Origin of the sequence: Pseudomonas sp. RV120224-01b (assembly GCF_003208145.1) — a bacterium.
In the GTDB taxonomy this organism is placed as follows: domain Bacteria; phylum Pseudomonadota; class Gammaproteobacteria; order Pseudomonadales; family Pseudomonadaceae; genus Aquipseudomonas; species Aquipseudomonas monteilii.
Window position 1 is genome coordinate 423,320 of record NZ_QKMQ01000003.1, and the last position, 24,709, is coordinate 448,028.

26 protein-coding genes and 2 tRNA genes are annotated in these 24,709 nt (G+C 61.8%); 14 read left to right on the forward strand and 14 right to left on the reverse strand.

Features of this window, described 5'->3' with window-relative positions:
• Window positions 1-57: 57 nt before the first annotated feature.
• The 7 genes from N436_RS08015 to N436_RS08050 all read left to right on the forward strand — a co-directional run bounded on the left by N436_RS08015 (window position 58) and on the right by N436_RS08050 (window position 6,980).
• On the forward strand, window positions 58-708 hold the full coding sequence (locus tag N436_RS08015) for a cytochrome c (protein WP_110740756.1): 651 nt from the start codon (window positions 58-60) through the stop codon (window positions 706-708).
• The gene (locus tag N436_RS08020) at window positions 705-1,619 is read left to right on the forward strand and encodes a c-type cytochrome (protein WP_105946681.1); all 915 of its coding nucleotides are present in this window, start codon (window positions 705-707) and stop codon (window positions 1,617-1,619) included. Before N436_RS08015 ends, N436_RS08020 begins: the two co-directional genes overlap by 4 nt.
• 252 nt (window positions 1,620-1,871) lie before the next feature.
• The gene (gene galU, locus N436_RS08025; RefSeq protein WP_105946682.1) at window positions 1,872-2,711 is read left to right on the forward strand and encodes a UTP--glucose-1-phosphate uridylyltransferase GalU; all 840 of its coding nucleotides are present in this window, start codon (window positions 1,872-1,874) and stop codon (window positions 2,709-2,711) included.
• Window positions 2,712-2,808: 97 nt separating this feature from the next.
• Window positions 2,809-4,164, forward strand: a complete 1,356-nt coding sequence (gene gorA / locus N436_RS08030; protein WP_110740757.1) for a glutathione-disulfide reductase — start codon at window positions 2,809-2,811, stop codon at window positions 4,162-4,164.
• A gap of 206 nt (window positions 4,165-4,370) precedes the next feature.
• Window positions 4,371-4,934 (forward strand): alkyl hydroperoxide reductase subunit C, encoded by a 564-nt coding sequence (ahpC, locus tag N436_RS08035; protein ID WP_003250537.1) that lies wholly within the window; start codon window positions 4,371-4,373, stop codon window positions 4,932-4,934.
• 126 nt (window positions 4,935-5,060) lie between these two features.
• Window positions 5,061-6,623 carry an alkyl hydroperoxide reductase subunit F gene (gene ahpF, locus N436_RS08040; RefSeq protein ID WP_110740758.1) on the forward strand — a complete coding sequence of 521 codons (1,563 nt, stop codon included), beginning with the start codon at window positions 5,061-5,063 and terminating at the stop codon, window positions 6,621-6,623.
• 168 nt (window positions 6,624-6,791) lie between these two features.
• The gene (locus N436_RS08050) at window positions 6,792-6,980 is read left to right on the forward strand and encodes a hypothetical protein (protein WP_110740759.1); all 189 of its coding nucleotides are present in this window, start codon (window positions 6,792-6,794) and stop codon (window positions 6,978-6,980) included.
• 4 nt (window positions 6,981-6,984) lie between these two features.
• Here the strand turns inward: N436_RS08050 and N436_RS08055 are convergent, their stop codons facing one another.
• From N436_RS08055 to nhaR, 3 genes are all read right to left on the reverse strand, one after another.
• Complete coding sequence (locus N436_RS08055) at window positions 6,985-7,632, reverse strand: YceH family protein (RefSeq protein WP_110740760.1); 648 nt, start codon at window positions 7,630-7,632, stop codon at window positions 6,985-6,987.
• Between the two features lie 178 nt (window positions 7,633-7,810).
• Window positions 7,811-9,022, reverse strand: a complete 1,212-nt coding sequence (sstT, locus tag N436_RS08060) for a serine/threonine transporter SstT (protein WP_105946686.1) — start codon at window positions 9,020-9,022, stop codon at window positions 7,811-7,813.
• Between the two features lie 90 nt (window positions 9,023-9,112).
• Window positions 9,113-10,006 carry a transcriptional activator NhaR gene (gene nhaR, locus N436_RS08065; RefSeq protein ID WP_019096846.1) on the reverse strand — a complete coding sequence of 298 codons (894 nt, stop codon included), beginning with the start codon at window positions 10,004-10,006 and terminating at the stop codon, window positions 9,113-9,115.
• Between the two features lie 131 nt (window positions 10,007-10,137).
• On the opposite strand from nhaR, the gene N436_RS08070 reads away from it, so the two are divergent.
• Both N436_RS08070 and N436_RS08075 read left to right on the forward strand, forming a co-directional pair.
• Window positions 10,138-10,377, forward strand: a complete 240-nt coding sequence (locus N436_RS08070) for a hypothetical protein (RefSeq protein ID WP_105946687.1) — start codon at window positions 10,138-10,140, stop codon at window positions 10,375-10,377.
• A gap of 29 nt (window positions 10,378-10,406) precedes the next feature.
• Window positions 10,407-11,159, forward strand: coding sequence for a TerC family protein (locus N436_RS08075; protein ID WP_019096844.1), 753 nt, complete (start codon window positions 10,407-10,409; stop codon window positions 11,157-11,159).
• Window positions 11,160-11,204: 45 nt separating this feature from the next.
• Here the strand turns inward: N436_RS08075 and N436_RS28550 are convergent, their stop codons facing one another.
• Window positions 11,205-11,381: a hypothetical protein gene (locus N436_RS28550; RefSeq protein ID WP_164524771.1), complete on the reverse strand. Its 177-nt coding sequence runs from the start codon at window positions 11,379-11,381 to the stop codon at window positions 11,205-11,207.
• 223 nt (window positions 11,382-11,604) lie between these two features.
• On the opposite strand from N436_RS28550, the gene N436_RS08080 reads away from it, so the two are divergent.
• On the forward strand, window positions 11,605-12,282 hold the full coding sequence (locus tag N436_RS08080) for a peptidase C39 family protein (RefSeq protein ID WP_110740761.1): 678 nt from the start codon (window positions 11,605-11,607) through the stop codon (window positions 12,280-12,282).
• Window positions 12,283-12,402: 120 nt separating this feature from the next.
• On the opposite strand, the gene N436_RS08090 is transcribed toward N436_RS08080, so the two are convergent.
• The gene (locus tag N436_RS08090) at window positions 12,403-13,686 is read right to left on the reverse strand and encodes an FAD-binding oxidoreductase (RefSeq protein WP_060497609.1); all 1,284 of its coding nucleotides are present in this window, start codon (window positions 13,684-13,686) and stop codon (window positions 12,403-12,405) included.
• Between the two features lie 203 nt (window positions 13,687-13,889).
• Here N436_RS08090 and N436_RS08095 point away from each other — a divergent pair.
• The 4 genes from N436_RS08095 to N436_RS08110 all read left to right on the forward strand — a co-directional run bounded on the left by N436_RS08095 (window position 13,890) and on the right by N436_RS08110 (window position 15,443).
• A tRNA-Val gene (locus N436_RS08095) sits at window positions 13,890-13,966 on the forward strand.
• A gap of 169 nt (window positions 13,967-14,135) precedes the next feature.
• Window positions 14,136-14,212 (forward strand) — tRNA-Val (locus N436_RS08100).
• A 132-nt stretch (window positions 14,213-14,344) separates the two neighbouring features.
• Entirely contained in the window at window positions 14,345-14,914 is a 570-nt protein-coding gene (locus tag N436_RS08105; RefSeq protein ID WP_016711406.1) for an SPOR domain-containing protein, read from the forward strand.
• A 103-nt stretch (window positions 14,915-15,017) separates the two neighbouring features.
• Window positions 15,018-15,443 carry a GTP diphosphokinase gene (locus N436_RS08110; RefSeq protein WP_019096842.1) on the forward strand — a complete coding sequence of 142 codons (426 nt, stop codon included), beginning with the start codon at window positions 15,018-15,020 and terminating at the stop codon, window positions 15,441-15,443.
• Between the two features lie 3 nt (window positions 15,444-15,446).
• Here the strand turns inward: N436_RS08110 and N436_RS08115 are convergent, their stop codons facing one another.
• The 9 genes from N436_RS08115 to N436_RS08155 form a co-directional block, all read right to left on the reverse strand.
• On the reverse strand, window positions 15,447-16,139 hold the full coding sequence (locus tag N436_RS08115; protein WP_105946690.1) for an endonuclease: 693 nt from the start codon (window positions 16,137-16,139) through the stop codon (window positions 15,447-15,449).
• A 6-nt stretch (window positions 16,140-16,145) separates the two neighbouring features.
• A complete protein-coding gene (locus tag N436_RS08120; RefSeq protein WP_016711353.1) occupies window positions 16,146-16,388 on the reverse strand; it encodes a DUF1654 domain-containing protein in 243 nt (80 codons plus the stop codon).
• 216 nt (window positions 16,389-16,604) lie between these two features.
• The gene (locus N436_RS08125) at window positions 16,605-17,807 is read right to left on the reverse strand and encodes an amino acid aminotransferase (RefSeq protein WP_110740762.1); all 1,203 of its coding nucleotides are present in this window, start codon (window positions 17,805-17,807) and stop codon (window positions 16,605-16,607) included.
• Window positions 17,808-17,824: 17 nt separating this feature from the next.
• A complete protein-coding gene (locus N436_RS08130) occupies window positions 17,825-19,471 on the reverse strand; it encodes a thiamine pyrophosphate-dependent enzyme (protein WP_218277644.1) in 1,647 nt (548 codons plus the stop codon).
• Window positions 19,472-19,482: 11 nt separating this feature from the next.
• Window positions 19,483-20,895 (reverse strand): amino acid permease, encoded by a 1,413-nt coding sequence (locus tag N436_RS08135; protein ID WP_110740763.1) that lies wholly within the window; start codon window positions 20,893-20,895, stop codon window positions 19,483-19,485.
• A 186-nt stretch (window positions 20,896-21,081) separates the two neighbouring features.
• On the reverse strand, window positions 21,082-22,032 hold the full coding sequence (locus tag N436_RS08140) for a LysR family transcriptional regulator (RefSeq protein ID WP_105946693.1): 951 nt from the start codon (window positions 22,030-22,032) through the stop codon (window positions 21,082-21,084).
• A gap of 8 nt (window positions 22,033-22,040) precedes the next feature.
• Window positions 22,041-22,760, reverse strand: coding sequence for a B3/4 domain-containing protein (locus N436_RS08145; protein WP_158261457.1), 720 nt, complete (start codon window positions 22,758-22,760; stop codon window positions 22,041-22,043).
• Between the two features lie 151 nt (window positions 22,761-22,911).
• Entirely contained in the window at window positions 22,912-24,207 is a 1,296-nt protein-coding gene (locus tag N436_RS08150) for an FAD-binding oxidoreductase (RefSeq protein WP_110740764.1), read from the reverse strand.
• 53 nt (window positions 24,208-24,260) lie between these two features.
• Window positions 24,261-24,683 (reverse strand): RidA family protein, encoded by a 423-nt coding sequence (locus N436_RS08155; protein WP_110740765.1) that lies wholly within the window; start codon window positions 24,681-24,683, stop codon window positions 24,261-24,263.
• Window positions 24,684-24,709 lie beyond the last annotated feature (26 nt).

Genomic DNA, 24,709 nt, shown 5'->3' on the forward strand with positions numbered 1-24,709 from the left:
GCTCTTTGCTTATATGTTTTAAGCCTAAACATATAACAAAAGAAAAGGAGTTTCGTGATGACACCGTTGAGACGCGTCGTGATCGGCAGCCTGCTGATCCTGGCCTGGCCGATGGCGCATGCCGCCGATGGCCAGAAAATCTTCACCCAGGGTGGGGCCAACCCCGCCGCCATGGCCTGCCTCGGCTGCCATGGCCCGGACGGCAAGGGTATTGCTGCTGCCGGCTTCCCTCGTTTGGCCGGGCTACCGGCCGGTTACCTCAGCAAGCAATTGCATGACTGGCGCAACGGCAGCCGCAAGCAGCCGGTGATGGAGCCGTTGGCCAAGGCCCTGAGCGAAGATGAAATCAAGGCGGTCAGCCTGTACCTGGCCAGCCTGCCGGCAGACCCCGTTGGCGACCTGCGCCGCCAGCAGATTGCCGATGACCCTACCACTCGCATGGCCCTGTACGGCGACTGGAGCCGGCAGATTCCCGGCTGCGTGCAATGCCATGGCCCCGGTGGCGGTGGGGTCGGCGAACACTTCCCGCCCTTGGCCGGCCAGCCCGCCAGCTACCTGGTGGCGCAGCTCAATGCCTGGCGCGACGGTAGCCGCAGCAATGACCCCAACCAGCTGATGGTCGGCGTGGCCAAGGCCATGACCGATGACGAGATCAAGGCCGTTGCCGAGTTCTTCGCCCGCCCCGTCAGCCAGGAGGTCAAGCCATGAAACCGATGATTCCAGCCTTGTTGCTGCTGGCCATGGGCAGCGCCCAAGCCGCGCCGATCGCCATGGAAGACCAGTCGCAGTTGAAGGTGCCTGATGTGCAGGTCGCGCCGCAGTTCATGCCGCCCGCCGAAAGCGAGTTGCCTGACAATGCCTTTGGCAAGACAGTGCGTGAAGGCCACGCTTTGTTCGTCGACACCCGTCGTTTGATGCCAGAGGCCGTGGGCAACGGCATGAACTGCAGCAACTGCCACCTTGATCAGGGGCGGCTAGCCCATTCGGCACCGATGTGGGGCGCCTACCCGATGTATCCGGCGTATCGCAAGAAAAACGACAAGGTGAATACCTATGCCGAGCGCATCCAAGGGTGTTTCCAGTTCAGCATGAATGGCAAGCCGCCTGCTGCCGACAGCCCGCAGATGACGGCGCTGGCCGTGTACTCGTACTGGCTTTCGACCAAGGCACCCACCGGCGTGGAGATTGCCGGGCGTGGCTACCCTGAGGTGCCGCAACCCAAGGGCGGCTACGACTTCAAGCGTGGCCAGCAGGTGTACCGCGAGCAATGCGCGATTTGCCACGGTGACAGCGGCGAAGGGCAGAAGGTGGCGGGCGAATACGTGATGCCACCGCTGTGGGGCAAGGATTCCTACAACTGGGGCGCCGGCATGCACCGTATCAACACGGCGGCGTCGTTCATCAAGTACAACATGCCGCTGGGCAAACCGGGCAGCCTCAGTGACCAGCAGGCCTGGGACGTGGCGGCGTGGATCAACCGCCATGAGCGGCCTCAGGACCCACGTCTGGTGGAGGGCTCCATCGAGAAGACGCGGGTGAAGTTTCATGCCAATGATGGGGTGAACCTTTACGGGCAGAAGGTTGACGGGGTGTTGGTCGGGCAGGGCACGGGCAGTTGATGGGGGGCCTGTGCCGGCCTCTTCGCGGCGGTTCGATACCTCGATAAACCCGCGAAAAGGCCGGTACGGGCAACATCATTTTGCTGTCATCCATCCGTCATGTATGACCGTAATATTTACGATCCCCCGGAACTATCTACACTGGGATATCTCTATGATGGCATCGGTCGATACCGGGGGGCATTGTAAGGTGACTGCCGCCTGATTAGACTGCGCCGAATTCCACAGGCCTAGCCTTTTGTAAGGACGTTTATGATCAAGAAATGCTTGTTCCCGGCAGCCGGCTACGGCACTCGCTTCCTGCCCGCTACCAAAGCCATGCCCAAGGAAATGCTGCCGGTGGTCAACAAGCCACTGATCCAGTATGGCGTTGAAGAAGCATTGGATGCTGGTCTGAACGAGATCTCCATCGTGACCGGTCGCGGCAAGCGCGCCCTGGAAGACCACTTCGACATCAGCTACGAGCTGGAAAACCAGATCAAGGGCACCGACAAGGAAAAATACCTGGTTGGCATCCGCCGTCTGCTCGACGAGTGCTCGTTCTCGTACACCCGTCAAACCGAAATGAAAGGCCTGGGCCACGCCATCCTCACCGGTCGCCCGCTGATCGGTGACGAGCCGTTCGCCGTGGTGCTGGCGGATGACCTGTGTGTCAACCTCGAAGGTGACGGCGTGCTGGCGCAGATGGTTGCACTGTACAAGAAGTACCGCTGCTCGATCGTCGCCATCCAGGAAGTCGATCCGCAGGAAACCAACAAGTATGGCGTCATCGCCGGTGAAGAAATCAAGGAAGGCATCTTCCGTGTCGACGCCATGGTCGAGAAGCCGAAGCCTGAAGATGCCCCATCGAACCTGGCCATCATCGGCCGTTACATCCTGACTCCGGATATCTTCGAGAAAATCGAGCAAACCGAGCCGGGCAAAGGCGGTGAGATCCAGATCACCGACGCCCTGATGAAGCAAGCGGCCGAAGGCAACGTGATTGCCTACAAGTTCAAGGGCAAGCGTTTCGACTGCGGTGGTGCCGAAGGCTACATCGAGGCGACCAACTTCTGCTTCGAGAACTTCTACAAGGCTGGCAAGGCTTACTGATAAGCCCTGTTGGTACGAGAGCCACCCTTCGGGGTGGCTTTTTTGTTTGCGGCGGCCAACGGCGTTATGCTGGGCGCCTGCCTAGGAGACTGAATACATGGCCTACGATTTTGATCTGTTTGTGATTGGCGCCGGTTCTGGCGGCGTGCGCGCGGCGCGCTTTGCCGCCGGCTTTGGCGCAAAGGTGGCTGTGGCCGAAAGCCGCTACCTGGGTGGTACCTGCGTCAACGTTGGCTGTGTACCGAAAAAATTACTGGTGTACGGCGCGCATGTCGCTGACGAGCTCGAGCAGGCCGCAGGGTTTGGCTGGACCTTGGAAGAGGGGCATTTCGACTGGGGTACCCTGATTGCCAACAAGAATCGCGAGATCGAGCGCCTCAACGGCATCTACCGCAACCTGTTGGTCAATAGCGGTGTGACCCTGCTGCAGGGCCATGCGCGGCTGACCGGCGCCAACGAAGTGGAAGTCGAAGGCCAGCGCTACACGGCCGAGCATATCCTGATCGCCACCGGTGGCTGGCCACAGGTGCCGGACATCCCGGGCAAGGAGCTGGCCATCACCTCCAACGAAGCCTTCTACCTCAAGGACCTGCCACGACGGGTGTTGGTAGTGGGGGGCGGTTACATCGCCGTCGAGTTCGCCGGTATCTTCCAGGGCCTGGGGGCCGATACCACGCTGCTCTATCGAGGCGACCTGTTCCTGCGCGGCTTCGATGGCTCGGTGCGCACGCACTTGAAGGAAGAGCTGGAAAAGCGCGGCCTGAACCTGCAGTTCAACGCCGACATCCAGCGCATCGACAAGCTGGAAGACGGCAGCCTCAAGGCCACGTTGAAAGACGGCCGCGAGTTGGTGGCAGATTGTGTGTTCTACGCCACAGGCCGGCGCCCGATGCTGGACAACCTGGGCCTGGAGAACACTGGCGTAGAGCTGGATCCACGCGGTTACATTCGCGTCGATGAGCAGTACCAGACTACCGCCCCGTCGATTCTGGCCATTGGCGATGTCATCGGCCGTGTTCAGCTGACCCCCGTGGCCTTGGCCGAGGGCATGGCGGTGGCACGTCGCTTGTTCAAGCCAGAGCAATACCGCCCGGTGGATTACCAGAACATTCCGACTGCGGTGTTCAGCCAGCCGCCTATTGGTACTGTTGGCCTGACCGAGCAGCAGGCGCTGGAGGCCGGGCATAAGGTGCAGGTGTTCGAAAGCCGCTTCCGCGCCATGAAGCTGACACTCACCGATATCCAGGAAAAGACCCTGATGAAGCTGGTGGTCGATGCCGACACCGACAAGGTGCTGGGCTGCCACATGGTGGGCCCTGACGCTGGCGAGATCATCCAGGGCCTGGGCATTGCCCTGAAGGCCGGTGCGACCAAGCAACAGTTCGACGAGACCATCGGCGTGCACCCGACGGCGGCTGAAGAGTTCGTGACCATGCGCACCGTTACCCGCTGATGCTAACGGCCTCATTGCTGGCTTGCCGGCAATGAGGCCCAAACGCACCCCGCAATCCTTTGCTCAGCCGATTCCCTTCTATTAATAAACCCCGGTTATAGCCAAAACCAATCGCAAGCATGAGCTTTGCCAATGAGCCATCTGCGGGATGATTAGTTAGGATTCTATCCATCAACTGATTCCAACCCCATGAAGGAGCGTCTCTCATGCCAATCATCAACAGCCAGGTCAAACCGTTCAACGCCACTGCCTACCACAAAGGCGAGTTCGTTCAGGTCAGCGAAGCCGACCTGAAAGGCAAGTGGTCTGTCGTGTTCTTCTACCCGGCCGACTTCACATTCGTATGCCCGACCGAGCTGGGTGACCTTGCTGACAACTACGCCGAGTTCCAGAAGCTGGGCGTGGAAATCTACGGTGTGTCCACCGACACCCACTTCACCCACAAAGCCTGGCACGACACCTCGGACACCATCGGCAAGATCGAGTACCCGCTGATCGGTGACCCGACCCACGTCATCTCGCGCAACTTCGACGTGCTGATCGAAGAAGCCGGCCTGGCCGATCGCGGTACCTTCGTGATCAACCCGGAAGGCCAGATCAAGATCGTCGAACTGAACGACGGTGGTGTAGGCCGCGATGCTGCCGAACTGCTGCGTAAAGTGAAGGCTGCCCAGTACGTTGCCGCTCACCCAGGCGAAGTGTGCCCGGCCAAGTGGAAAGAAGGCGAAGCCACCCTGGCGCCATCGCTGGACCTGGTCGGCAAGATCTAAGGCCATGTGCATGCCGTGGGCGGTAGCCAGCCGCCAAAGCTGAAGTAGTCACCGCCCCGTAAAAGCGCCCGGGCGACCTCGCCTGGGCGTTTTTGTATCCGAGTTTTGAAAAAAGGAATCGCCCGTATGTTGGACGCCACGCTTAAATCGCAACTGAAAACCTACCTGGAGCGGGTCACCCAGCCGATCGAGATCGTTGCCTCCCTCGACGACGGCGCGAAGTCCCGCGAATTGCATGACTTGCTGGTGGAAATTGCCAGCCTGTCAACCTTGATTACCCTGCGCGCGGATGGTGATGACGCCCGTCGTCCATCGTTCTCGCTCAATCGCCCCAATGGCGAGATCAGCCTGCGTTTTGCAGGTATCCCCATGGGCCACGAATTCACCTCGCTGGTGCTGGCGCTGCTGCAAGTCGGTGGCCACCCGTCCAAGGCCAGTGCCGAAGTGATCGAGCAGATCCAGGCGCTGGAAGGCGAGTTCACCTTCGAAACCTACTTCTCGCTGTCGTGCCAGAACTGCCCGGATGTGGTTCAGGCGCTTAACCTGATGGCGGTGCTCAACCCTAATGTGCGCCATGTGGCCATCGACGGTGCGCTGTTCCAGGCAGAAGTGGAAGCGCGCAAGATCATGGCGGTGCCGAGCATCTACCTGAACGGTGAAGTGTTTGGCCAGGGCCGTATGGGCCTTGAAGAAATCCTCGGCAAGATCGACACCAACGCCGGTGCTCGCCAGGCCGAGAAGATCAACGCCAAGGACGCCTTTGATGTGCTGGTGGTCGGCGGTGGCCCAGCCGGCGCGGCAGCGGCCATCTACGCCGCACGTAAAGGCATCCGCACCGGCGTCGCCGCCGAGCGTTTCGGCGGCCAGGTGCTCGATACCCTGGCCATCGAGAACTTCATCTCGGTGCAGGAAACCGAAGGGCCGAAGTTGGCCACGGCGCTGGAAGAGCACGTCAAGCAGTACGACGTGGACATCATGAACCTGCAGCGCGGCGAAGCACTGATCCCGGCCACCGATGGCGGTCTGCATGAAGTACGCCTGGCCGGCGGCGCCTCGCTCAAGGCCAAGACCGTGATCCTGGCCACCGGCGCCCGCTGGCGCGAAATGAATGTGCCGGGCGAGCAGGAATACCGCGCCCGTGGCGTGGCCTACTGCCCGCATTGTGACGGCCCGCTGTTCAAGGGCAAGCGCGTGGCGGTGATCGGTGGTGGCAACTCGGGCGTGGAAGCGGCCATCGACCTGGCCGGTATCGTCGCCCAGGTGACGCTGATCGAATTCGACAGCCAGCTGCGGGCCGATGCGGTGTTGCAGCGCAAACTGTACAGCTTGCCGAACGTGAAAGTGATCACCAGCGCACTGACCACCGAAGTGCTGGGCAATGGTGAGAAAGTGACCGGCCTGCGCTACAAGGACCGCACCACCGATGAACAGCATGAAGTGGCGCTGGAAGGTATCTTCGTGCAGATCGGCCTGCTGCCGAACACCGACTGGCTGAAAGGCACCGTCGAGCTGTCGCCGCGTGGTGAGATCATCGTCGATGCCAAGGGCCAGACCAGCGTTCCGGGTGTGTTTGCGGCGGGTGACGTGACGACCGTGCCGTACAAGCAGATCGTGATTGCGGTGGGCGAGGGGGCCAAGGCTTCGCTGGCAGCCTTCGACCACCTGATCCGGACTTCGGCGCCGGCGTAAGCCTGTACCGGCCTCTTCGCGGGCAAGCCCGCTCCCACAAGTACTGCACACACCTTGACGTTGTGGCGGTCACTGTGGGAGCGGGCTTGCCCGCGAAAGGGCCGGTATTGGCAAAGCTGTACTTGAAGGTGTCTATGCTTACTGCAGAACCCTTCAGGAATAACCCTCATGACCCTGATCAGCCGCGAACCCTGGTGGTTAGTCCCTCCAAAGCCCGGGCAAAAAGAGCAGGACCTGCACTGGGGCTACCTGGAGATCTACGCCGACGGCCACACCGTGTTCGTCGACCAGCGCCCCAGTGAACGGGAGCTGGCCGAACGCAAGAGCTGCCGCAACTTCCCCGACCGCGAGCCGTGACGGCTCAGCCTTCCAGCTCGGCCAGGCGCGCCTCCAGCGCCGCAATGCGGGCTTCCAGGGCTTCGATCCGTTCTTCCGACACACTGGCGCCACTGCTGCGCACGCCACCTTCCTGCTGGCGTGCAACGAGGATCGCCTCGATTTCCGCCGGGTCACCCAAGGCATGGGTGTAGCGGTCTTCACGCTGGCCGGCCTGGCGCGGCAGGTGCAAGGCCAGATCCCGCGATATCAGGCGTTCCAGCTGGTGCTGGATCTGCTCGGTGTCGTCGAAGTCGTGCAGGCGGTTACTGCGGGTCAGCAGTTCGTTGAGGGTTTGCGGGCCGCGCAGGAACATCAAGCCCATCAGTATCAGCTGCGCCGGCACCAGTTCCAGTACCTTGTCCACCCGCTGCTCCCAGCGATCGGCACGGCTGCCCATCTGCAGGCGGGTTATGTCTTGCCCTTCGAGGGCACGCAGGGCTTGGCCGACCTGGCCTTGGGTAAGGTTCATCACCGGCTCGCGGCTGGTCTTCTGGTTGCAGGCCAGGACCAGGGCATTGAGGGTCAGCGGGTAGCTTTCCGGGCTGGTGGCCTGCTTTTCGATCAGCGAGCCGAGAACGCGGATCTCGATGCTGTTGAAGCGGCCTTCACCTGCGGTTTCGTGTTCTGACATGGCCCTGTCTCATTGCTGGGGAAAGGCCACTAGCCTAGGTAAAGCGCCTGGCTTAAGCAATCACTGGCAGCATCGCCGGCAAGCCGGCTCCCACATGTACTGCACAATGCCTCAGGCCGGCGCTGTACCTGTGGGAGCTGGCTTGCCGGCGATGGGCCGCAAAGCGGCCCCGACAATCTCAAGCGTTGCGCCGCTCTTCGGCTTGGCACGCTGCCGCAGTGAACAGCACATCGGTCGAAGAATTCAGCGCCGTTTCGGCCGAATCCTGCAGCACACCGATAATGAAGCCCACCGCCACCACCTGCATGGCAATTTCACTGGGGATGCCAAACAGGCTGCACGCCAGTGGAATCAACAGCAGCGAGCCCCCGGCCACGCCCGAGGCACCGCAGGCGCAAACGGCTGCCACCACGCTGAGCAGTACGGCAGTTGGCAAGTCCACGGGAATGCCCAAGGTATGCACCGCCGCCAGGGTCAGCACGGTAATGGTGATGGCCGCACCCGCCATGTTGATGGTGGCACCCAGCGGGATCGACACCGAGTAGGTGTCTTCATGCAGGCCAAGGCGCTCCGACAGGGCCAGGTTGACCGGGATGTTGGCCGCCGAGCTGCGGGTGAAGAACGCGGTAATACCGCTTTCGCGCAGGCACAGCAGGGTGAGTGGGTAGGGGTTGCGGCGGATTTTCCAGAACACGATCAGCGGGTTCATGATCAATGCCACGAACAGCATGCAGCCAATCAGCACCGCGAGCAGGTGCAGGTAGCCGAACAGGGCGTCCAGGCCCGATTGCGCCAGGGTGGAACTGACCAGGCCGAAAACGCCCAGCGGGGCGAAACGGATGACAACCCGCACGATCAGCGTGACGCCGTTGGACAGGTCTTCGACCACGGTGCGGGTGGTTTCACCGGCATGACGCAGGGCCACGCCAAGGCCGATGGCCCAGGTGAGGATGCCGATGAAGTTGGCGTTGAGCAGGGCGTTGACCGGGTTGTCGACCGCGCTCAACAGCAAGTTTTGCATCACTTCAGCGATACCGCCTGGTGCGCTCAACGTGGCCTCGCCAGTACTGAGCGCCAGGTTGGAGGGGAACAGCATGCTGGCGACCACGGCTACCACTGCCGCGGCGAAGGTGCCCAGCAGGTACAGCCAGAGGATCGGGCGGATATGGGTTTCCTGGCCGTGGCGGTGGTTGGCGATCGAGGCCATGACGAGGATGAACACCAGTACGGGCGCCACCGCCTTCAGTGCGCTGACGAACACCTTGCCGAGGAAGGCCAGGTCGCGGGCGATGGCGGGCGCCAGAAGGGCCAAGGCAATACCGGCAAGCAGGCCAATGACGATCTGCGTCACCAGGCTGGTTCGGTTGAGTAGGCGAAGTACAGGGGACATGTGCAGCACAATCTCATTATTGTGAAAGGGCGCGACTTTAGCACAGAGCGCGGCGGCGCAGCCTCGGCTGTGTCGTCGCAGGGGCCAACGTCACCAGTGAAACAACTCCCGCCGTGCGCCTTCGGTAATCGCCACGATCCCCGGGTGCTTGACCTTGCGTTCCACCGAAATGGCATAGAACGACTCATGCACGGCCTCGGTCTGCCCGATCAGTTCCACGCCATACTGGCGGCACACTTCGTCGGTAATCACGCTGGGGGCGACGAAAATGCCGCTGCCTGACTGCCCGAACGCCTGCATCAAGGCACTGTCATCGAACTCGCCCACGATCCGTGGCTGCACCTGTTGCTCGCCTAGCCAGCGCAGCAGGCGGCTGCGCACCACGGTCTCCTGGCCGGGAACAAGCAGCGGTGCATCCTGCAGGCAAGCCGGGAAGGGGCCGTCCAGCCGTTGTGCCAGCGTCGGGGTGGCGAAGAAGCTCAGCCCGCATTCGCCCAGTTTCTGGCTGTAGCCTTTGATGTCCAGGTGGCTGGGCATGGGGCTGTCGGAAATCACCAGGTCCAGGCGCTGGATGGCCAGGTCTGCCAGCAACCGCTCGAGTTTGTCTTCGCGGCAGTTGATGCGTAGCACCTCATCCAGCTCCATGGTCGGCGCCAGCAGGCGGTAGACGATGGATTTGGGCACCACGTCGGCCACCCCCACGCGGAACAGGATCTGCTCTTGCGGGCCGGCGCGCAGCATGGCTTCCAGCTCACCGCCGAGCTGGAACATCTGCTCGGCATAGACCAGCGCCTGGCGGCCTGTCTCGGTCAGCTCCAGCTGCCGGCCTGCGCGCTGGAACAGCTCCAGGCCATAGGTTTGCTCGAACAGGCTGATCTGCCCGCTGATGGTTTGTGGTGTGAGGTTGAGCTGTTCGCTGGCGCGGGTGATGCTGCCCGTCTTGGCCACGGCCCAGAAGTAATGCAGTTGGCGATAGTTGAGCACCGTCGGTCGCCCCGATTCGTAAAAACCGAAGTATACGCCATGAAAATACGAATTTTCCTGAACTATTGGCGTCTCTAGAATGCACGGCATCAGGCGCCATGCGCCGCCGGGATATTTCATGCGAGGACACCATGCTACAACTCAAATCCATTGGCACCCCGTTGGTGCTGGCGTTGGCCCTGTTCACGCTCGCGGGTTGCGACCAGGCCGAGAAATCTGCCCAGCAGATGCTCGATCAGGCGGCGCAGTCGGCCAAGCAGGCGATCGACGACACCAACAAGGCCGCCCAGCAGGCCTTGAGTGAGGCCATCGGCAAAGAAGGGCACAAGCCTGAAGATGCCGACAAGAAAAAAGACACTCAGGAAATCTGACCCCAACCCGCCGCTGCAGGATTTGAACAATGGAATACTTGCTGGAACTCGCCGCTAGCCCCACCGCCTGGGTTGCCCTGGCTACGCTGGTGGCCATGGAAGTTGTACTGGGCATCGACAACCTGATCTTCATTTCCATCCTGACCAACAAGCTGCCGGTGGAATACCGGTCCAAGGCGCGACGCATTGGTATCAGCATGGCATTGGTCATGCGCCTGGCCTTGCTCAGCACGGTGGCCTGGATCGTTCAGCTGACCGACCCGGTGTTCGAAGTGTTCGGCAACGCCTTCTCGTGGAAGGACGTGATCCTGATTGCCGGTGGCCTGTTCCTGCTGTGGAAGGCGACCAAGGAGATTCACGAAAACGTCGACCCGCACGGCGCCAAGGAAGAAGCCAAGGTGTCGTCGACGGTTACCTTGGGCTTTGCGGCGGCGATCTTCCAGATTTTGCTGCTGGACATCGTCTTCTCGGTGGACAGCATCATCACCGCCGTGGGCATGACCGAGCACTTGCCGATCATGATCATTGCCGTGATCACGGCTGTAATCGTGATGATGGTGGCCGCCGACCCGCTGGCCAACTTCATCAATGACAACCCGACGGTGGTCATGCTGGCTCTGGGCTTCCTGATCATGATCGGCATGACACTGATCGCCGAAGGCTTTGGTGCCCATGTGCCGAAGGGGTATGTGTATGCGGCCATGGCATTCTCGACCGCGATCGAGATCCTCAACATCCTGGCTCGCAGGGCGCGATTGAAGCGTGAGGCGGCTGAAGGTTGATAAAAAGACGGGGCGCTTTGCGCCCCGTTCGCGGTTTCTGAAAGCTTAGTGCACCCCGGCATGCCGCCGTGCCCGGCGCACAGGCTGCGGCCTGGCGGGTGCCTGCGGTGGCAGGTGGTGGTGGGAATGACGCCGCACGATACGCAGTACACCCCACAGCATGGCGGCTGCGACGCTCAGCCACATGCCCACCAGCATGAGGATTGCCATGGTCAGGCTCATCTGTGCCTCCATCTCCAAGGGCAGCGCACGGTCAGCCAGCGCTTGCCTTCCAGACACTGCTTTAGTCTAGCCCTTCGCCTGTGACGTTCCATCGAACAAAGGTCTATCTCTGGGTCCGATTTGCTCTAAGCCGCTGTCGGACTATACCCGCGCCGCTGTGGGACCTATGATCGTTGGCCAGAGCCAGGCGCTGCCTGCCTGGCGTTGAAACAAGCGAGCGTCCATGCAGCAACATTCCTTCAAAACCGTCCCCCGTCGGCTGCTGGCTGCCTGCCTGATTGCGGCCAGCCTGGCCGGCTGTGCCAGTGCACCGCCCGCCAACCTCAAGGGCCTGCCGCAGCGTGTCGAGATCAGCAGCGTGCCGTTCTACCGTGGCAACGCCAACCACAGTGGCGCCATGGCCCTGGCGGCCGTGCTGTCGCAGCAGGGCGCGCCCATCACCCCGGGGCTGCTGGACAAACCGTTGAACCTGCCTCAGGGCGCCGAAGCGCTGGACACCGGCATTCCTCGTGTGGCGCGGGACTACGGCATGGTGGTGTACCCGCTGGACAAGCAGCTGGACGCGCTGCTGGCCCAGGTGGCGGCTGGCAACCCGGTGCTGCTGCGTTATGAGGACGGTTCGGCGTGGTGGGGCGAGCCGCGTTATGCGGTGCTGATCGGTTATGACCGCTACAAGCAACGGGTGCTGTTGCGCTCGGGCATGCACCGGCGGCAGGTGATGGCGTTCGATGACTTTGCCTCGGCGTGGGCGAAGCAGGGAAGTTGGGCAGTGCTGGTACAGCCGCCGAGGCAGTTGCCGGCACAGGTGGATCGTCAGCGCTGGCTGCAGGCGGCGGATGAGCTGGCGCGGGCGGGGCAGGAAGTTGCGGCGAAGCAGGCTGTGAGTAGCCTGAACAAGTAACTTTTCCTGTGTTGGCCCTATCGCCGGCAAGCCAGCTCCCACAGGTACAGCACAGGATTCGAAACCTGTGTTGTACCTGTGGGAGCTGGCTTGCCGGCGATAGGGCCTGGCCTGCTTAGATCAGAAGCCCAGACGATCGCGCAGGCTGTAGTACCAGGCACCGATGGCGCTGAACGGCACGCGCAGCATCTGGCCACCTGGGAACGGGTAGTGCGGCAGGCCGGCGAAGGCGTCGAAACGCTCAGCCTGGCCACGCAGGGCCTCGGCCAGCACCTTGCCTGCCAGGTGGGTGTAGGTTACGCCGTGGCCCGAGCAGCCCTGGGAGTAGTAGATGTTGTCGCCGATACGGCCAACCTGCGGCAGGCGCGACAGGGTCAGCAGGAAGTTGCCGGTCCAGGCGTAGTCGATCTTCACGTTCTTCAGCTGCGGGAAGGCCTTGAGCATCTTCGGACGGATGATCGCCTCGATGTTGGCCGGGTCACGCGCGCCGTACACCACGCCGCCGCCGAAGATCAGGCGCTTGTCGCTGGTGAGGCGGTAGTAGTCGAGCAGGTAGTTGCAGTCTTCGACGCAGTAGTCCTGCGGCAGCAGGGTGCGTGCCAGTTCGTCACCCAGCGGCTCGGTGGTGATCACCTGGGTACCACACGGCATGGACTTGGCGGCCAGTTCCGGTACCAGGTTGCCCAGGTAGGCGTTGCCGGCGACGATGATGAACTTGGCGCGCACTTTACCTTGTGGCGTGTGTACGACCGGGTTGGCACCGCGCTCGATGCGCACCGCCGGGGTTTGCTCATAGATGATGCCGCCCAGCGATTCGACCGCAGCGGCTTCGCCCAAGGCCAGGTTGAGCGGGTGGATGTGGCCGCCGCTCATGTCCAGCATGCCGCCGATATAGCTGTCGCAGGCGACCACTTCGCGGATGCGCTTCTGGTCCATCAGCTCCAGCTGGTTGTGGCCGAAACGTTCCCACAGGCGCTTTTGCGACTCCAGGTGGCCCATCTGCTTGCTGGTGAGGGCGGCGAACACACCACCGTCTTTCAGGTCGCACTGAATGTTGTACTTGGCCACGCGCTCACGAATGATGCGGCCGCCTTCGAAGGCCATGTGGCCCAGCAGTTGCGCCTGCTTGGGGCCAACGGTGCGTTCGATGACGTCGATATCGCGGCTGTAGCTGTTGACGATCTGGCCGCCGTTGCGGCCCGACGCGCCGAAGCCGACCTTGGCCGCTTCGACGATGCTTACCTTGAAGCCGTTTTCCAGCAGGAACAGGGCGCTGGACAGGCCGGTGTAGCCGGCGCCGATGATGCACACATCGGTTTCCACCTCACCCTGCAGCGCCGGACGTGGCGGCACCGGGTTGGCCGAGGCGGCGTAGTAGGACTGGGGGTAGGGGGTGTTAGCCATGCTGCAGGAACCTCGTGTTTTATATTTTTAACGAATGTACCGATGCTATCAATAATAATAAACACCCGCTAGTCGTCTGATGAAAATCCTTTACGGGGTACCTGACAGCCCTTCTATCTATAAAGAGTTTAAGATTCAGTAGCTTAGCGCGAAAAAAAGTGTTGACAGGGTTTTAGGAATGCGTAGAATGCGCACCACACGACAGGCACATAGCTCAGTTGGTTAGAGCACCACCTTGACATGGTGGGGGTCGTTGGTTCGAGTCCAATTGTGCCTACCAAATCGAAGAAGGGGTGATCCGCAAGGGTCACCCCTTTTTTCATTGCCCGGTTTCGGGTGCTGCAAACCGTTGCGTGGGCGCGAAGCGCTTACATTCGAAAGTTTTTGATTTTTCTCAAAAAAAAGCTTTACAGGTGTGCATTCGATCACTAATATGCGCACCACACGACAGGCACATAGCTCAGTTGGTTAGAGCACCACCTTGACATGGTGGGGGTCGTTGGTTCGAGTCCAATTGTGCCTACCAAATCCGAAAAGGGCGATCAGAAATGATCGCCCTTTTTGCATGTGCGCGTGAAGCAGCGTGTAACGTTTGGTCGCGGTTCGGGACCGAGGTCGGCGTGCTAGAATCCGCCCCTTCGAATCTGGAGGTACACGCGTGCGCAAACTGGCTGTGGTAATGGCAGTGCTCGCCCTGGCGGGCTGTGAGAACGAGGTCGAAGGCGTGCACAAGCAGGTGGCCGAACACCTGCACAACCCCAAAACCGCCAAGTTCGGCAACGTACGGATCGACACCCAGGGCACCATCTGCGGCCAGGTCCGTGGCAAGGATGATGCCGGGCAGTACGAAGCCTACCGCAGCTACGTGGCGATCAAGCGCGATGGCCAGTACGACATCATCGTCGACGACACCGGCAACAACCTGCGCATCCGCGAGATGTGCGGCGGTGCCGACCTGCAGCGCCGTGCCGAGGCGCTGGCAGACCAACCGGCACCCGAGGGCTGGGATGTGGAGGTGGTTCAGGGTGCCAACATGGGCGCGCTGAGCGACATGACCGCACGGCTTATCGAAAAGGGCATCCCGTCTTCGGTGGAATACCGCGACGGCAAGCCAGTGGTGCTGATGGGGCCATTCCCTACCCGCGAAGAAGCACAAGCGCGCAGAGATGAAGTGATGGCCAAGCTGGGCACCGATTCGGTGGTTATCCAGCACGGGGCCACACGCTAACCGCTCCTGTCAGCCCCGCAAGGCACAGTTAACCCTGCGCTAGACAATGTTCACACAAGTTTGGCTATGCTTGGAGGGACGATGCCGAACGGGGAGGGGCCTCATGTCTACACTGGAGCGGGCCATTGCCGTGGCCGCCAGGGCGCATGAAGGGCAATACGACAAGGGTGGGGCAGCTTATATCCTCCACCCGCTACGCGTGATGATGCGGGTGTCCACACCCGAACAACGGATTGTCGCAGTACTTCACGATGTGATCGAGGACACCCCGCTGACCCTGTCCGACCTGGCGCGCGAGGGTTTCGCGCTTAAAATCCTTGCAGCCTTGCTGGCGCTCAGTCGCCGCGAGGGTGAGGCTTACCAGGACTTCGTGGTGCGTCTGGGCGATGACCCGCTGGCGCGAACCGTCAAACTGGCCGATCTGGCCGATAACAGCGACATTTCGCGCATTCCTTGCCCTGGCCCCGCCGACCTGGCGCGGTTGGCCCGCTACCGGGAAGCCAGCGCCTATTTGCAGGCGTTGGCCTGAGGCTCAGCCGCAGGCCTTGAGGTTCACCGGCCCGACAAACTCATTCCCCCGGCCCATCACGCAAGCCACCTGCTGGTTGCGTTGCCGCTCCCATGCCTGCGGCGGATAGGTCTTGTTCCAGGCCTCGAACAACTGGCGGTCCTGCCGGGACAAGCGCAGGTTGTACTGCTTGCTCATGTAGAAGTAGGTGCGGGCGATCATGCCGCGTATCGAGGGGCGTGGCATGACCTTCCTGGCTTTGAAGTCGACCTGGGTCAGGCAACTGCCATACTGGCCGCGTTGCTCCGGCAGCCAGCCAAAACTGAAGTTGCTGCGGTCGCCATTGACCTCGCCGATGCTCGGTACAAGGTTGTGCAGGTCAGCCTCGGCACGTTTGTACACCTCATCATGCTGCGAGCACTGCTTGCGCCCGCCGTCCTGCCAGCACTGGCGCTGATGGCCGATCTGCCAGGCGGGCACGATGTGCTCCCACTCGATACGTGACGCGCGCTGGGCGTTCTTGCGCGGGGCATAGCCGCAGGACGCCAGGTCGACCTTGTTGCCTTTGTATTTGCAGCCGCAATAAAACTCGGTCGATTGCGGCGCATACAGCTTCCAGGCGACCTTCTTGGCCTCCTGAAAGGTGCGTGGGGCATCGGCTTGGGCAAGTGGAGCGGTCAGTAACAGGCAGGCTGCGGCAAAAAACGAAACTCTCATGCGGGGTCAGTCTTCCTTCGGTACGGTCCAGAAAACCTGTACGCCACCGTCGTCGCGGTGAGCGAGGGTGACGTTGTCGTTTTCTGCGATCTCCTCAAGCAAGGTTTCCCAGTCTTCCGGGCTTTCCTGTTCCAGGCGGAAGATCAGCGCCGCTCGGCTGCGCTGGGCGGTAGGGCTGTTGATGATCTTCTGGATGCGTACACCCAGCTGTTCATAGCTGCTCGGGGTGGCGGAGGCGGTGCTGGACACAGGCATTTCCTTGTTTTGCTGTATGCACATACAGTATTTCACTGTAAGTAAATTCGCAACAGCTTGTCGGGGGAAATCCTTTCTTGGCCAGTCATGGCGTTTGCGAAATCGCCGTTGCCATCGTTACGTGTGGCCGCTGTTGCAAACGGCCCCACTCGTGCAGCGGGGCTGTTTGCGTTCTCTCTACCGATATGCGCTGCTTCTGTGGGCGCGCAGTTACCTGGTGCTGGCCAAGGCGCTGGCCACGGCGCTGGCCACGGCGTCGAGGTTGCCCTGGTTAAGGCCGGCAATGCAGATGCGCCCACTGCGTATCAGGTACACCGCATGTTGTTCGCGAATGCGGTCAACGGCCTGCGCACTGAGGCCGGTGTAGCTGAACATCCCTTTCTGTTGCAGCAGGTAGCTTACTTCCTGCTCGGGGTTCAGCGCCTTGATCCGGTCATGCAGTGCTTGGCGCATGGCGATCATGCGAGTGCGCATGGTCTCCAGCTCTGCACGCCAGGCGCGCTGAAGGCCGTCGTCACTGAGAATTGTCACCACCAGTTCGGCGCCGTGCCGTGGCGGGTTGGAGTAGTTGGTGCGTACGGTGCCTTTCAGTTGCCCGGCAACACGCGTGGCGATGGCCGCGTGCTCACAGATCACCGATAACGACCCCACGCGTTCGCCGTACAGCGAGAACACCTTGGAGAACGAGTTGGCGACCAGCCCGGTAATGCCCGCCTTGGCCAGAGCACGGATGGCATAGGCATCCGCTTCGACACCGTCGCCCATGCCCAGGTAAGCGGCATCCAGGAAGGGGATCAGACGACGCTGGCGGCACAGCTCGAATACCGTATCCCACTGCTCGGGCGACAGGTCGATCCCCGTCGGATTGTGGCAACAGGCATGCAGCAGCACGATCGCGTGCGCGGGCAATTGCTCGAAGCAGGCCAGCAGGCGCTCGAACGCCACGTTGCTGCCGGTTTCATCCAGATAGGGGTAACGTTTTACGGTAAACCCGGCACCGCTGAAGATGGCCAGATGGTTGTCCCAAGTCGGGTCACTGACCCACACCTGTGATTGTGGGTAGTAACGCTTGAGGAAGTCGGCCCCCACCCGCAGGGCCCCGGAGCCGCCTACCGACTGCAGGGTAACGATGCGCTCGCTGGTTTGCCGGTCGAGTTCACCGAACAAGTAGGCCTGCACCGCGCTGCGAAATGCCGGATGGCCATCCATGGGCAGGTACAGGTTGGCCGACGGGGGCTGGGCATCGAGTTTCGCCTTGGCGGCCTGCACGGTATCGAGCACGGGCACTTGCCCGGCTTCGTCGTAATAAAAGCCAATGCTGAGGTTGACCTTCTCGGCACGTACATCGGCGTGGAAATCATCCATCAACGACAGAATGGGGTCGCCCGGGTAGGCTTCGACCTGTTCGAACATCGGGGTTACCTCGGTAATCAGTTGGAGAAAGTGGGGTGCAGGAACTGCCAGGGGCTGCTGTCGCTGCCGCGTGGCACACTGACCTCGATCAGCACGGGCTTGTCGGCGGCGAAGGCGCGTTCCAGCACCGGCCGCAGGCGGGCGGGGCTGTCAACTCGGTGCGCCTCGACGCCGAACGACTCGGCAAACTTGATGAAGTCCGGGTTGACCAGCTCGGAGCCCAACAAGCGCCCGCCGAAACTTTCCTGCTGGTCGCGGTACACGTTGCCAAAGGCGTTGTTGTTGAACACGATGGTGACCAGGTTGAGCTGGTACTGCACGGCTGTGGCCAGTTCCTGGGCGGCGAACATGAAACCGCCGTCTCCGCAGATCGACACCACCGCCTTGTCCGGGTGGGCTGCCTTCACGCCCAATGCCGTCGGGAAACCGAAGCCCAGGGTGCCCTGATGGCCCGAGGTAACGAGGGTGCGTGGCTTGTATACCGGGAAACCGAAGATCGAGGTGAAACCGACTTGGGAAATTTCCTCGACGAAGAAGCCATCGCGTGGCAGTACATCGCGAATCACCCGCAGGTAGTCCAGTTGCGGTTGCACACACTGGATAGCCTGCTCCGCAGCCGCCTTGGCTTCGGCCAGTTCGGCGTCACGAAGCTTGGGCGCGCCCTGCTTGAGCACGGCTTCGGCCAGCGCGGCAGAGGCTTCGGCGGCATCGGCCACCAGGTTGACATCCGCCGGTATGCGCCGCACTTCTGCCGGGTCGATGTCGATCCGGATCAGCTTCAGCCCGGCCGGGCGATGGCGCCAGCGAATATCCAGCAGCTCGAAGCGTGAGCCGATGACGACGGCGACATCGGTCTTTGGCCACAGCCGCGCGCCAGCCGCCACGGTGAAACCCAGCGGATGGTCATCGGCCACTACGCCGCGCCCGCCACGGAAGCTGACCACTGGCGCGCCCAGCACCTCGGCTAACTGGTTGACCTCGGCGCTCGCGTCCAGCGCACCGGAGCCTACGAAGATCATCGGGTTGGCGGCCTGGCTCAGCAGCTTTGCCGCCACGCTCACTGCATCGCTGTCCACCGGCGGGGTTGGCTGCAGGGCCAGCGGCGGCTGAATCTGCACCGCAGCAGGACGGGTGAAGAAGTCCCACGACGCTTGCAGTGAGACCACACCAGGCCGCCCCGATTGCATGTGCTGGAATGCTTCGGCAACGCGCCAGGACGCCTCGGCAGGTTGTTCGATATGTGCAGCCCATTTGCCGATGCCTTGCAGCACTTCCAGTTGCCGTGGCAGTTCATGCAACTGACCGCGGCCACGGTCCTTGAACGGGCTCATCACGTCGCCGGTCAGTGCCAGCACCGGGGCATTGCAGCCGTGCGCAGTGAGCATCGCCGCGCTGGCGTTGAGGATGCCAGGGCCGGGTACCACAGCGAACACACCGGGGCGCCCGGAGGAGCGGGCATAACCGAAGGCCATATAGGCGCTGGTTTGCTCATGACGTGCACCGAAGATACGCAAGCTGTCGCTGTTGCGGGCCAAGGCGTCGGTCAGGCCATAGATTTGCGCACCGGGCAGGGCGAACACGGTGTCGACGTTGTGGGCTTTCAGGCTGGCGACGAGGGCATCGCCACCGGTCAGCGTCTGCACGGGTGTTGGGTGGTTTTTCATTGGGGTACCTTTCAGGCGTTGCTGGAAACGGGGTGAATGGCAGCGGGGCTGTTTTTGACTTTTTGATACGTGATGGCCATGACCAACAGCCAGCAGGGGATGAGCAGGACGGAAATGCGCATGCCCGGAATGAAGGCGATGATCAGCAACAGGCCGGCAATGAAGGCGATGCACAGGTAGTTGGTCAGCGGGTACAGCGGCGAGTGATAGGCGGTCGGTTGCCCGGCCTCGCGTTTGGCCTTGCGGAATTTCAGGTGGATGACGCTGGTCAGCGCCCAGTTCATCATGGTGGTCGCCACTACCAGCGACATCAGGGTTTCCAGGGCGCCATCGGGGGACAGGTAGTTGAGCACCACCGCAGCCGCTGTCACCAGGCCGGTGAGCAGCAGGGCATTGATGGGGATGCGCCGATCACTCAGCTTGACCAGGGCACGTGGTGCATGGCCTTGTCGTGCCATGGCGTGCAACTGGCGGGAGTTGCAGTACACCACTGCGTTGTAGACCGAAAGGGCAGCGGTAACCACGACGAAGTTCAGCGCATGGGCGGCGTAATCCACCTTGAGCAAGCTCAGTATCTTGACGAACGGGCTGGCGCTATAGGGGTCTCCCGCCGCGCTCAGCGATGCGACCAGGTTGTCCCACGGGGTGAGCGCCAGCAGCACTGCCAAGGCCAGGACGTAGAACAGGCCGATGCGATAGAGCACGGCATTGATCGCACGCGGGATGGTTTTGCCCGGCTCGCGCGCCTCCCCAGCGGTAAAGCCGATGAACTCCAGGCCGCCAAAGGCGAACATGATTAGTGGCAGCGCCATGATCAAGCCCTGCCAGCCATTGGGCATGAAGCCGCCGTGGCTCCACAGGTTGGCGATGGTTGCCTGGGGTGGCGTATGTGGGCCGAAGAGGAACCAGGCGCCCATCACGATCATCAGCAGTACAGCGCCGACCTTGATGATGGCGAACCAGAACTCCGACTCGCCGTAGATTTTCACGTTGAGGGTATTGATGCCACTGATCAGCAGCAGGAAAAAACCGGCGGTTGCCCACGTGGGAAGTTCGGGCCACCAAAACTGCATGTATTTGCCCAGTGCGGTAAGTTCGGCCATGCCGACCAGGAAGTAAGTGACGGTATAGTTCCAGCCGGTGAGGTAGCCCATGAAACCACCGCCGTATTTATTGCCGAAATGACTGAGGGAGCCGGAAACCGGTTCATCAACCAGCATTTCGCCAAGTTGGCGCATGATAAGGAATGCAATAAGGCCGGCGATCATGTAACCCACCAGCAGGCTTGGGCCAGCAGACTTGATAACCCCCGCACTGCCAAGGAAGAGGCCAGTGCCGATGGCCCCGCCCAGGCCGATCATTTGTATATGTCGGTTTGAAAGATTTCGCTCGAATGTAGGTTCGGTACTTTCTGTTCTGCTCATCGTTTTATTCTCGATTGTTTCAGGTGCGCGAATGCCTTCTCGCGCACTAGAATGATTTGGCAGAATAATAGGGGCTTGCGCGCGATATTATTGTTAGGCGAGGTGTCGTGTGTTTAACGTGCCACCGCGTTGATTAACAAGTTAACAGTTATCGGCTTAATGTGAATTCCGGTTTCTGAAAGTGAATTATGCAGAGACTGGATAGTGGCTGTTGTCAGGGCGCAACGACTGCGACTGCTGGCAATGTGTGTGCACCAGGCGACGGAACCACGCTTGTTCCGGCGAGCTGTGCGTGCGGCTGTGCCATACCACCCAATAACGGAACTGGTGTTCGATGAAGTCGAGTGGGCGGTAGCAGACAGCGTCTTGTGCTGACCATTTTCGGGCAATGTGTTCGGGCAGCATCAGCAGCATGTCACTGGTCCCAAGCACGGCCAGGGCTGCGGAGTAGAACGGTACGCAAAGTTTCAGGTTGCGCTGCAGGCTGTGCCTGCGCAGGTAGGCGTCGAGGAAGCCATCTTTGTCTCCGCCAGTGGTGATCTTCACATGGCTCCATGCCAGGTAATCGTCGATACCCAGTGCCGTTCGCGTGGCCAGTGGGTGGTTGGCGCGCATGCAGCAAACGGCCCGGTCTTCACCAATGATTCTGCCGTGATAGGCCGCCGGCGTGTCCTGCAGCATGCTGACGGCGATGTCCAGTTCACCTGTGGCCAGCCAGTCGAAACGGTCGGGTTGCCACAGGCGAAAATCCACGTCGGCCTGTGGCGCGACTGTTGCCAGGTGCTCAAGCAACCCTGGCAGGATGTGTTGGGCAACGTAGTCGGAACCGGCCAGGCGAAAGCGTCGGTTGCAGGCCTGCGGGGTGAAGGTGGTGGGCCGGCTCATTTCCTGAAGCCTTTCCAGCAGGGTGCGCACTGGCTCCACCAAGGCTTCACCGCGTTCGGTCAGCACATATTCGCGTTGCTGGCGGATCATCAGCGGGTCGGCGAAGGCGTCGCGCAACTGGGCCAGGTGGCGGCTGACGCCCGACTGGCTGGTGCCCAGACGGAGGGCGGCCTGGCTGAGGTTGCGCAGTTCCAGGATGGTCAACAGTGCCGTCAGTTGCGAAATGCTCAGGTTGCTGAAGGCACTGTTCATTGGCGGGCTCAGCCAAGACTGACTGTGAAGGTGGGCTGTTTGACATCGAGGATCGCTTGCCCGACGCATTGGCCGCCGCAGTAGGTGGTCACCAGCTCGACGATATCGGCCATTGCGGCGTTGACGGTTTCCCGCGATACCGGAGGCAGGCCATCGATGTCGAAAAACACGCAATCGGTATCGGCGAGGGTGCGGGTATCACCGGCCTGTCGCCAGGTCCAGCGGCGGGTCAGTACGCGGCTGTCTGCAGCCAGCACGATTTCGCCCGGCTGGATGGCTTCTGGTTCCTCACCGGGTGTGGCGAGGAAGCGGTCATCGGCTTGAGTCTTGCGCAACGCCAGGCGCTTCGACTGAGGGCCTACCGGGTGGACGCCGGCTGGCAGCACGTGACGCAGGGACACCAGGTTACCGATATCGACCAAGGGGTTGATGTCGGGCAGGTTGTCGGGTTTGAGCACGCGCCGGCCCAGGGCCTCGATCGAGCTACGGTGCTCTGAAGGCTTGGCGCCGAACTGGCGGTAGGCGTCACGCCAGGCGGCAATATTGGGGTATTCGGCCGGGTTGCCGGTAATGCGCTGGCGCAGCTGGTTTTCGGCCTGCCGGAGCTGGGCAGTCAGTGCTTCGTGGGTTTGGCTGTTGTCCAGGTGCTTGAAGACGAGCACTCCGCGCAGGTAGTGCGGATGATCGGCAAAAACGTCCGGGCTGATGGTGTAGGTGAAAGAATTCACGCTTGCTCCTGTTCGGGACATGGACCACTTGTCTGAGGCCCCGAATATAGCACCGGCGCCATGGGCAATCGGCCCCAAGGACTGGGATGCAACTATGCGTAAACTGGATAGTCGGGAACGGCTGCTGCAGATGAGCCCGTTCCCGCAGGTGTCAGGCGAAGCGTTCGAAGCGGTAAGGGGCGGGGTCGATCAGCGGAGTGGCCTGGGATACCAGGTCCGCTGCCAGCTGGCCGGCCGCAGGCGAGGTGCCGAAGCCATGCCCGGAAAAACCGGTGGCCAGGGTCAGGCCCGGAAGACTGGCCACCGGGCCGATCACCGGGTTGGAGTCGGGGGTGACGTCGATGGTCCCAGCCCAGGCGCTGGCGATACGGGCCTGTTCGAACACGGGCCAGGCCGCCTTGAGGTTGCGCATGGCTTCGTCGTTGAGTGCCGGGTTGGCGTGCGGGTCTTGTACCCGTATGCGCTCGAAGGGGGTGACATCGGTGGCTTTCCAGCGCCGGGCCAGGGCCAGATCCTTGAAGAAGTACTTGCCAAAGCTGATGCGCAGGAAGTCCCGCTGGGCACGCAACTGGGGCAGGTAACGCTTGCCCAGCAGCAAGTGGTCCAGGGTCAGGAAGGCATCCAGCGCGCCGCGCTGGGTGATGATGTAGCCGCCGTCCTTGTGCTTGCGGAAGGAAAAGTCCGGTGCACCGACGGCGATGTCGGTGGGCCCGTCCATGGGCTCGGTGCGCAGCACGGAGCAGGTCAGCGGCAAGGTTGGCAGGTTGATGCCCAGGTTGCCGAGGAACTTGCGTGACCACAGGCCCCCGGCCAGCAACACCTGGTCGCAGCGGATTTCGCCCTGCTCGGTGACCACGCCGCTGACTCGGCCAGCAGCGGTGACCAGGGTGCGCACTGCGCAGTGCTCTACCACCACCGCGCCCTTGGCCATTGCCGCACGGGCAATGGCGCTGGCGGCCAGGGTGGGTTCGGCGCGTGCGTCCGACGGGGTAAAGATGCCGCCCGCCCAGTCTGCCCGGCCACCCGGCACCATCTGGGCAATTTCACGCGCGCTCAGCAAGCGCGAGTCCAGGCCCAGTGCTTTGACGCTTTTCAGCCAGCCTTCATGCATGCCCATCTGCGTGTCGTTGCGGCCGATGAACATGATGCCGGCCTGGCGATAGCCGACGTCGCTGCCCACCCGTGCCGGCATTTCGGCCCACAGCCGGTCGGCCGCCAGCGCCAGGGGGATGTCGTGGGCGTGGCGGTTGGTCTTGCGCACCCAGCCCAGGTTGCGGGACGACTGTTCGCCAGCGATGCGCCCCTTTTCCAGCACCACCACCGGGATGTTGCGTTCGGCGAGGGTCAATGCGGCGGTGAGGCCGATGATGCCGCCACCGATGATGACCACGGTGGTGGCGTCGGGGTGTCGGGCGCTGGTTTGCACAGGGGCGATCGTGGGAGACATGGCTTTACTCGATACAGGTCAGACAGGGGAGTGCTCAGGGGCAGTCAGAGCCTTTACTGGCCAAGGCGGATCATGGTCACGTGTGCTTGCCCCGCGCCGCGATAGGCCGTGACTTCCAGCTCGACCTTGTACACGGTCGAGCCAAGAGGCGGGCAGGTGACCGTGGTGGCCGGGTCGATACCTCGGAACTTCTCACCGATCACGTCCATTACCCGTGGCACATCGGCCGGGTCCTGGATGAACACGCGTGAGTTGATGACGTCGGCCAGGCTGGCATCGACCGCGGCCAGGGCGGTTTCGATGTTGGCGAACACCTGGTGGGTCTGCTCGATCACATCCTCCGGGATGACCTGGGTCTGCGGGTTGCGCCCGGCGGTGTTGGAGACGTGAATCCAGTTGTCCACCGCCACCAGGCGGGAGTAGCTGGCCATGTCTTCGAATTTGGAGCCGGTTTTCAGTTTGGTGATCTGTGTCATGGGCTTTGCCTTGTTATCCGGTAGTG

What these genes read in the sequence shown, in the direction of transcription:
- sstT (WP_105946686.1), bottom strand. Translation starts at nt 9,022, where the DNA reads ATGTCCCCTGTACTTCGCCTACTCAACCGAACCAGCCTGGTGACGCAG.
- N436_RS08090 (WP_060497609.1), bottom strand. Translation starts at nt 13,686, where the DNA reads ATGGCTAACACCCCCTACCCCCAGTCCTACTACGCCGCCTCGGCCAAC.
- N436_RS08110 (WP_019096842.1), top strand. Translation starts at nt 15,018, where the DNA reads ATGTCTACACTGGAGCGGGCCATTGCCGTGGCCGCCAGGGCGCATGAA.
- N436_RS28550 (WP_164524771.1), bottom strand. Translation starts at nt 11,381, where the DNA reads ATGAGCCTGACCATGGCAATCCTCATGCTGGTGGGCATGTGGCTGAGC.
- galU (WP_105946682.1), top strand. Translation starts at nt 1,872, where the DNA reads ATGATCAAGAAATGCTTGTTCCCGGCAGCCGGCTACGGCACTCGCTTC.
- N436_RS08135 (WP_110740763.1), bottom strand. Translation starts at nt 20,895, where the DNA reads ATGAGCAGAACAGAAAGTACCGAACCTACATTCGAGCGAAATCTTTCA.
- N436_RS08050 (WP_110740759.1), top strand. Translation starts at nt 6,792, where the DNA reads ATGACCCTGATCAGCCGCGAACCCTGGTGGTTAGTCCCTCCAAAGCCC.
- N436_RS08075 (WP_019096844.1), top strand. Translation starts at nt 10,407, where the DNA reads ATGGAATACTTGCTGGAACTCGCCGCTAGCCCCACCGCCTGGGTTGCC.
- N436_RS08015 (WP_110740756.1), top strand. Translation starts at nt 58, where the DNA reads ATGACACCGTTGAGACGCGTCGTGATCGGCAGCCTGCTGATCCTGGCC.
- N436_RS08125 (WP_110740762.1), bottom strand. Translation starts at nt 17,807, where the DNA reads ATGTTCGAACAGGTCGAAGCCTACCCGGGCGACCCCATTCTGTCGTTG.
- ahpC (WP_003250537.1), top strand. Translation starts at nt 4,371, where the DNA reads ATGCCAATCATCAACAGCCAGGTCAAACCGTTCAACGCCACTGCCTAC.
- N436_RS08140 (WP_105946693.1), bottom strand. Translation starts at nt 22,032, where the DNA reads ATGAACAGTGCCTTCAGCAACCTGAGCATTTCGCAACTGACGGCACTG.
- N436_RS08055 (WP_110740760.1), bottom strand. Translation starts at nt 7,632, where the DNA reads ATGTCAGAACACGAAACCGCAGGTGAAGGCCGCTTCAACAGCATCGAG.
- N436_RS08155 (WP_110740765.1), bottom strand. Translation starts at nt 24,683, where the DNA reads ATGACACAGATCACCAAACTGAAAACCGGCTCCAAATTCGAAGACATG.
- N436_RS08130 (WP_218277644.1), bottom strand. Translation starts at nt 19,471, where the DNA reads ATGAAAAACCACCCAACACCCGTGCAGACGCTGACCGGTGGCGATGCC.
- N436_RS08070 (WP_105946687.1), top strand. Translation starts at nt 10,138, where the DNA reads ATGCTACAACTCAAATCCATTGGCACCCCGTTGGTGCTGGCGTTGGCC.
- N436_RS08020 (WP_105946681.1), top strand. Translation starts at nt 705, where the DNA reads ATGAAACCGATGATTCCAGCCTTGTTGCTGCTGGCCATGGGCAGCGCC.
- ahpF (WP_110740758.1), top strand. Translation starts at nt 5,061, where the DNA reads ATGTTGGACGCCACGCTTAAATCGCAACTGAAAACCTACCTGGAGCGG.
- N436_RS08115 (WP_105946690.1), bottom strand. Translation starts at nt 16,139, where the DNA reads ATGAGAGTTTCGTTTTTTGCCGCAGCCTGCCTGTTACTGACCGCTCCA.
- N436_RS08150 (WP_110740764.1), bottom strand. Translation starts at nt 24,207, where the DNA reads ATGTCTCCCACGATCGCCCCTGTGCAAACCAGCGCCCGACACCCCGAC.
- gorA (WP_110740757.1), top strand. Translation starts at nt 2,809, where the DNA reads ATGGCCTACGATTTTGATCTGTTTGTGATTGGCGCCGGTTCTGGCGGC.
- N436_RS08080 (WP_110740761.1), top strand. Translation starts at nt 11,605, where the DNA reads ATGCAGCAACATTCCTTCAAAACCGTCCCCCGTCGGCTGCTGGCTGCC.